This is a genomic window from Actinoplanes sp. NPDC051633 (genome assembly GCF_040681735.1).
In the GTDB taxonomy this organism is placed as follows: domain Bacteria; phylum Actinomycetota; class Actinomycetes; order Mycobacteriales; family Micromonosporaceae; genus Actinoplanes.
Genome location: NZ_JBFAZH010000368.1, coordinates 1 through 6525, shown reverse-complemented (window position 1 = coordinate 6525; position 6525 = coordinate 1). Strand labels below are relative to the sequence as shown.

At 70.9% G+C, this 6525-nt stretch carries 6 protein-coding genes and 2 pseudogenes; 6 read left to right on the top strand and 2 right to left on the bottom strand.

Annotated features, from left to right (window positions below; translation table 11 throughout):
• The 6 genes and pseudogenes from AB0M20_RS20785 to AB0M20_RS20760 all read left to right on the top strand — a co-directional run.
• A pseudogene (locus tag AB0M20_RS20785) lies at positions 1 to 232 on the top strand (sugar ABC transporter ATP-binding protein); the annotation flags it as partial.
• A gap of 2 nt (positions 233 to 234) precedes the next feature.
• Positions 235 to 1248, top strand: a complete 1014-nt coding sequence (locus tag AB0M20_RS20780) for a Gfo/Idh/MocA family oxidoreductase (protein ID WP_364300425.1) — start codon at positions 235 to 237, stop codon at positions 1246 to 1248.
• Positions 1245 to 2111 carry a sugar phosphate isomerase/epimerase gene (locus AB0M20_RS20775; RefSeq protein ID WP_364300423.1) on the top strand — a complete coding sequence of 289 codons (867 nt, stop codon included), beginning with the start codon at positions 1245 to 1247 and terminating at the stop codon, positions 2109 to 2111. Before AB0M20_RS20780 ends, AB0M20_RS20775 begins: the two co-directional genes overlap by 4 nt.
• A gap of 94 nt (positions 2112 to 2205) precedes the next feature.
• Positions 2206 to 3342, top strand: a complete 1137-nt coding sequence (locus AB0M20_RS20770; protein WP_364300421.1) for a nucleotide disphospho-sugar-binding domain-containing protein — start codon at positions 2206 to 2208, stop codon at positions 3340 to 3342.
• A 94-nt stretch (positions 3343 to 3436) separates the two neighbouring features.
• Positions 3437 to 3667: pseudogene (locus AB0M20_RS20765) on the top strand (hypothetical protein); the annotation flags it as partial.
• Positions 3668 to 3755: 88 nt separating this feature from the next.
• Entirely contained in the window at positions 3756 to 4481 is a 726-nt protein-coding gene (locus AB0M20_RS20760; RefSeq protein WP_364300419.1) for a maleylpyruvate isomerase family mycothiol-dependent enzyme, read from the top strand.
• Between the two features lie 12 nt (positions 4482 to 4493).
• On the opposite strand, the gene AB0M20_RS20755 is transcribed toward AB0M20_RS20760, so the two are convergent.
• The gene (locus AB0M20_RS20755; protein WP_364300417.1) at positions 4494 to 5456 is read right to left on the bottom strand and encodes a Gfo/Idh/MocA family oxidoreductase; all 963 of its coding nucleotides are present in this window, start codon (positions 5454 to 5456) and stop codon (positions 4494 to 4496) included.
• Positions 5456 to 6448, bottom strand: coding sequence for a sugar phosphate isomerase/epimerase (locus tag AB0M20_RS20750; RefSeq protein WP_364300415.1), 993 nt, complete (start codon positions 6446 to 6448; stop codon positions 5456 to 5458). Before AB0M20_RS20750 ends, AB0M20_RS20755 begins: the two co-directional genes overlap by 1 nt.
• Positions 6449 to 6525 lie beyond the last annotated feature (77 nt).

Genomic DNA, 6525 nt, shown 5'->3' with positions numbered 1-6525 from the left:
GTCCGGCGTGGTGCTCAAGTACGTCGCGGCGGCTCGCGACGTCGGCCTCGGGGTCGTGTTCATCACCCACAACCCGCACCACGCCTACCTGGTCGGCGACCACTTCGTGATCCTGAAGCTGGGCAGCACCACGCTCGACAAGAAGCGTGAGGACGTGACGCTCGACGAGCTGACCGCCCAGATGGCCGGCGCCGACGAGTTGGCCGAACTGTCCCACGAGTTGAAGCGGTAAAAATGGTACGAGTTGGAGTCATCGGGACCGGCATGATCGGTCAGGACCACATCCGGCGGATGACGCAGGTGCTGGCCGGGGTGCGGGTCGCCGCGGTCACCGATGTGGACGCCTCGGTGGCGGCCGCGGTCGCCGAGAAGGTCGGCGCCACGGCCCACGCCACCGGTGAGGATCTGGTCGCCGACCCGGAGGTGGACGCGATCGTCGTCTGCTCGTGGGGACCCACCCACGAGCAGTACGTCCTCGCGTCCATCGCCGCCGGCAAGCCGGTGTTCTGCGAGAAGCCGCTGGCCACCACGCAGGAGGCCTGTCTGCGGATCGTGGAGGCGGAGGTGGCGCACGGCAGCCGGCTGGTCCAGGTCGGCTACATGCGCCGGTACGACGCGGCGTACCGGGCGCTGAAGAAGGTGGTCGACTCCGGTGAGCTCGGCGCGCCGCTGATGATGCACTGCGCCCACCGCAACGCGTCCGTGCCGCCGCACTACACGAAGGACATGGCGATCACCGACACCGCGGTGCACGAGATCGACATGGTGCGGTGGATGTTCGGCGAGGAGATCGCGGCGGCCCGGGTGCTGGTGCCGCGGCGCAGCGCGAACGGCGGGGAGCTGCAGGACCCGCTGTTCCTGGTGCTCGAGATGGCGAGCGGCGCGCTGGTCGACGTCGAGATCTCGGTGAACATCCGCTACGGCTACGACATCCGCGGCGAGGTGGTGGGGGAGAGCGGCACGGCGGCGCTCGGCGAGCTCAGCCCGATCTCGGTGCGGGCGGCCGGGCGCTTCGCGACCCCGGTGCCGCTCGACTGGCGGGAGCGGTTCCTGGCCGCGTACGACGTGGAGTTCCAGGAGTGGATCGCCTCGATCGCCGGGGGCGGCGCGCCGGTCGGGCCCAGCGCCTGGGACGGGTACGCGGCCGCCGTGGTGTCGGACGCCGCGGTGGCGGCCCTCGACTCGGGCGACCGGGTGGCGGTCGTGCTGGCCGAGAAGCCGAAGCTCTACCTGGAGGCGACGTCGTGAAGATCGCGCTGGACCCGTACATGCTGCGCAAGGTGCCGCTGCTCGAGCTGCCGCGCCTGGTCGCGGACCTCGGCTACCGCTACATCGAGCTGTCCCCGCGCGACGACTTCATGCCCTTCTTCCTGCATCCGCGGGTCGACAAGGCCACGGTCGCGGCGTTCCGCAAGGCGCTCGCGGAGGCGGAGGTCGAGGTGGCGTCGGTGCTGCCGCTCTACAAGTGGTCCGGCCCCGACGAGGACGAACGGCAGGCGGCGGTCCGCTACTGGAAACGGGCCATCGAGATCACCGTGGACCTCGGCGTCACCGTGATGAACTCCGAGTTCAACGGCCGCCCTTCGCTTCCGGCCGAGAGCGAGGCGCAGTTCTGGCGCTCGATGGAGGAGCTGCTGCCGATCTTCGAACGCGAGGGCGTCCGGCTGGTGCTCGAACCGCACCCGGACGACTTCATCGAGGACGGCGTCGAGGGCGTCAACATGGTCAGGGGCATCGACTCCGACCTGGTGAGCTTCCTCTACTGCGCGCCGCACACGTTCCACCAGGGCGGCGACCTGGCCGCCGTGATGAAGCACGCGGGCCCGCTGCTCACGCAGCTGCACATCGCCGACTCGTTCGACCACCGGGGTTCGTCGGGCCTGCGCTACATCGTCAACCCGCCGGGCTCGACGGCCCGCATCCACCAGCACCTGGACATGGGCCAGGGCGAGGTCGACTGGGACCTGTTCTTCAAGACGCTGTCGGAGGTCGAGTTCGACGGCATCGCGACGGTCTGCGTCTTCGCCTGGGAGGAGCGCGCCGAGGACAGCGCCCGCGTCAACCTGGCGAAGATCAAGGAGTACCAGGCCAAATACCAAAACCTTCAATAGGGGTACGAGCACGGCGAAGTCCCGCCGCCACGCCGAGCGGGTCAGTGGTTCAGCCCGGTGCCGCCGGCGCCGGGCTGTCCCTACAGTGCAGCATGTGAAGATCCTGGTGGCGACGGTCGACGCGGGCGGCAACACGCTGCCCACCGTGGCGATATCGAACGAGCTGGCCCGCCGCGGGCACGAGGTGCTCGTCCTCGGCCACGACCGGCAACGGGAGGCCTTCGCGGCGCCGCTGCGGACGTGGACGAGCGCGCGCGACTGGAGCCCGCGGGCCGACCGGCCGGGCTTGCGCACCATGCTCTCGTGGCTGCCGCTGGCCTCCGACCCCGGCTACGGCCGGGATCTCGCGGCGACCGTGGCGGCCGATCGCGTCGATCTGGCCGTGGTGGACTGCATGATCCCCGGAGCGCTCCGGCACGTCCGCGGTGTCAGCGGTGTCTCGGTGGCGATGCTGCTCCACGCCTACTCGGCCTACTGGCGTACCCAATGGTCGCTCGGCAGCCCGATGGGCTGGTGGTTGCGGGCGACCGGCGCGCACCCGGGCCGTCGCCGCGCCCGGCCCGATCTGGCGGTGGTCACGACGCTGCCGGAGCTCGACCCGATCAGCGGGCTCCTGCCCACCGCGACCGTGCAGACCGGGCCGGTCTTCGGCGCCGTGCCGACGCTGGCCGCGCGGGCGGCTCCCGACGCGCCGGTCCTGGTGAGCCTCAGCACCATCAGCTACCCGGGCCAGGAGGAGTGCGTGCAGCGGATCTTCGACGCTCTCGGCGGCCTGCCGGTCCGCGCGGTGGCGACGGTCGGCACGTCCCTGAACGCCCGCCGGCTGCGGCCGCCCCCGAACGTCGAGGTGCGTGCCTTCGCCGCGCACGGCGACCTGATGCCGGGCGTGCGTGCCGTGATCGGCCACGGCGGCCACGGCACGACGATGCTGGCCCTGGCCCACGGACTTCCGGTGCTGATGTTCCCGATGAGCCGGCACACCGACCAGCCGCTGGTGGCCGAGTCGGTGACGGCGGCCGGCGCCGGCCTGACGCTGCCCCGCGACGCGGAGACACCCGCGATCAGAGAAGCCATCGACCGACTGCTGAATGACCCGGCCTTGCACACCGGAGCCGCCACACTGGGTGAACGCTTACGCGAAACTGCCGGCGCAGCGGCGGCCGCAGACGCGCTGGAAGAGCTGCCGAGACGCCACATCCGCCGGCCAGGCGTGGCAAGCGAAGAGTGGTAGCCCAGCAGCCTTTCCGGGCGGCAGATGCGTCCGTGGGCTACCACTTTTCGCTTGCGACTCGGAGTCGGCGGCAGCTATGGGCCATGATCGGTGCATGTCTGCCAAGAGGTCGCTGCTGTCGTACAAGTCCGAGGGGTCGATCCTGAGCCTGTGGTCGCGGGGGTCGATCCTGTCGATCGGCTCGACGGGCTCCGTGCTGTCGATAGGTTCGATCGGGTCGGCCGCCTCGATCGGCTCGATCGCCTCCTTCGCCAGCGTCGGGTCCATCATGTCGGCCGTGTCGATCGGCTCGGTCATGGCATGGCGCGCCCGCCGCCGCGTCCTGGGGACAGGCACACGCTGATCGTCTGGTGACTACGGCCCGGTGAAGGTCCAGTCCCACATGTCCACCGTGCCGTGTGGGACAGTGCCGCATGCGAGAGGGACACCACCTGTACCGATCATGGCTGGCCGACGAAGGCCGGGCGCTGGCGGCCACGCTCGGCGCGGACCCGGCAACACCGGTGCCGAGCTGCCCCGGGTGGACGATCAGGGATCTGGTGGCGCACGTCGGCAGCTATCACCGATGGGCCGCCGATCTGCTCCGGGACACCAGCCGGCTCCCCCGTGCGCCGTACTCCCTCGAGCCGGACCCCGGTGCCTCGCTCGCCGACTGGTACGAGGCGTGCCTCGAGCTTCTCCTGGAGGCGATCGACATCACCGATCCGGAGACTCCGATGTGGACCGTCACCGTCGATCAGAGGGCCGGCGCCTGGTGCCGGCGGCAGGCCCACGATCTCACCGTGCACCGCTGGGACGCCCAGCACGCCCTCGGACGCGCCCAGCCGGTCGACCCCGAACGCGCCATCGACTTCATCGACGAGTTGTTCGAGGCAACGCTGCCCTTCACCCTGCCGTTCCTCGGCCGACGTGTCCCCCCACAGAGCCTGGGTCTGCGATCGGCCGACGACGCCTACTACCGGCGAGTCGAGGGGAACGCCGGACGGCCGCACCTTTCCCGCGACCCTGGCCAGGCCGACGCAACACTGACCGGCACCCCGTCCGACCTGTTGCTCACGCTCTGGCGGCGCACCGGCACCGCGACCCTCGCCGGCAACCCGGCCGCGCTGACCGCCTGGCAACAAGCCATCGACGGATAGCTCCACCCGGCCTCAACCACCTGCCGAACGGCCGGCGGCGCGCAACACCTGCTCGAACGCGGTCGCCCAGGCGACCGCATCCTCCGGGCCGAACTCCAACGCCGAGGCTCCGGTGATCGCCGCGTTGATGCGGGCGAACTCGATGCGGTACGGGTCGGCCTCGGTGCCGGTCAGGCCGTGCCGGCCGGTCGGATCCACCGGGAGCCGCTCCTCCTTGCCGTCCCGGACCAGCGACACGTAACCCGCGCGGCAGATCCACGGGTCCCGGATGCGGAGCGTCCCGGCGTCGCCGACCAGCTCCAGTTCGTCCGCCCGCGGCATGTCCAGGGCCGCGTCGAAGGCGCCCGTCACGCCGCCCGGCAGGGCCAGCAGCGCGGCGATCCGGATGTCCACCTCGCCGAACGTCCCCGTCGCCTGGACCGACTGCGGCTCGCCGGCGAAGAGCCGCATCGCGCTCAGGCAGTAGCAACCCAGGTCGCTCATCGCCCCGCCGCCGAGCTCCGCCGACAGCCGCACGTCACCGGGTCCGGCCGTGATGCGCAGCGCGGCCCGGACGTGCGCGAGCCGGCCGATCGCACCGTCCGCGACCAGCGACCGGGCCAGCGCCGTCTGCGGGTGCAGCCGCCACATGAAGCCCTCCGCGCAGACCAGGTCATCGGCCTTCGCGACGGCGAGAGTGGCGTCGGCCGCGGTGGCCGCGAACGGCTTCTCGCAGAGCACGTGCTTGCCGGCCGCCAGCGCCCGCGCGGTCCATTCGGCGTGGAGCGCGTTGGGCAACGCGATGTACACCGCGTCGATCGTGTCGGACTCGATGAGCGCAGAGTACGAGTCGAACGCCGTGGGCAGGCCGAACGCCTGGGCGCGGAAAGCCGACCGGCTCGCCGCCGCGACGAACGCGCCCGGGCCCACGGCGTCGACGACGGTCCGCGCGATCGAGCCGGTGCCCAGCACACCCCAGCGGACCGCTTCGAGCATCAGACGCCGGCCTTCCCGGCGGCCAGCAGAAGGTTTTCGGCCGCCGAGCGCAGGCCCTCGATCTGGTCGAGCTCGGTGTCCTCGTGCTCGATGTTGACCGCCATGTCCGGGTCGATCTCGTGCAGCGCCTGCAGGAACGGCACCCAGAACTCGTCCACGCCGTGCCCGCGGCCGACCGCCACGAACTGCCAGGACGGCTGCTGCGGCCACTGGTTCAGGGTGAAGTCGCCGCCGAGGTTCAGCGGGTTCTCCGTGGTCCGCGTGAACCGGTCGTCCAGTACCCCGAAGATCTTCACGTTGTCGGCGTTGATCCGGGTGTCCTTGGCCGCCGCGTGGAACACCCGGTCACCGAGGTACCGGGTCGCCGCGACGGGATCGATGCCCTGCCAGAACAGGTGGCTCGGGTCCATCTCGGCGCCGATGTGGGTGCCGTCGGTCTGCTCGATCAGCCGCAGCAGCGTGGCCGGGTTGAACACCAGGTTGTGCGGGTGCATCTCGATGCAGATCTGCACGTCGGCGTCCGCGGCGCGGGCCTGGATGTCCTTCCAGAACGGCACGGCGACCTCGTTCCACTGGTAGTCCAGGATGTCGAGGTACTGGCTGTCCCACGGGTTCACCACCCAGTTGGCGACGTCGGAGGACGGTGAACCGGCCGGCACACCGGACATGGTCACGACCCGCTTGACGCCCAGCGCGGCGGCCACGTCGATCGTGCGGCGCAGATCGGCCGCATGGGCGGCGCCGACCGAGGGGTTCAGAGGGTTGCCGTTCACGTTGAGGCCGGTCAGCGTGATCCCGGCCTGCTCGAAGCGGCCCAGGTAGTCCTCGCGCGCGCCGGCACTGTCCAGGATCTCGGCGATCGGGATGTGCGGAGCGCCGATGAAGCCGCCGGTGTTGATCTCGGCGCCGGTCAGGCCCATCTCACCGAGAACCTTGAGGGTTTCGTCGAGGGAGCGGTCGTGCAGGCAGGCGGTGTAGGCGCCGAGCTTCATCGGGGTCCTTCCGTGAGGGAGACGGGCTTGTCGGTGGCGGCGGTGACGGCGTCCAGGACGCGCATGTTGTGCAGGCC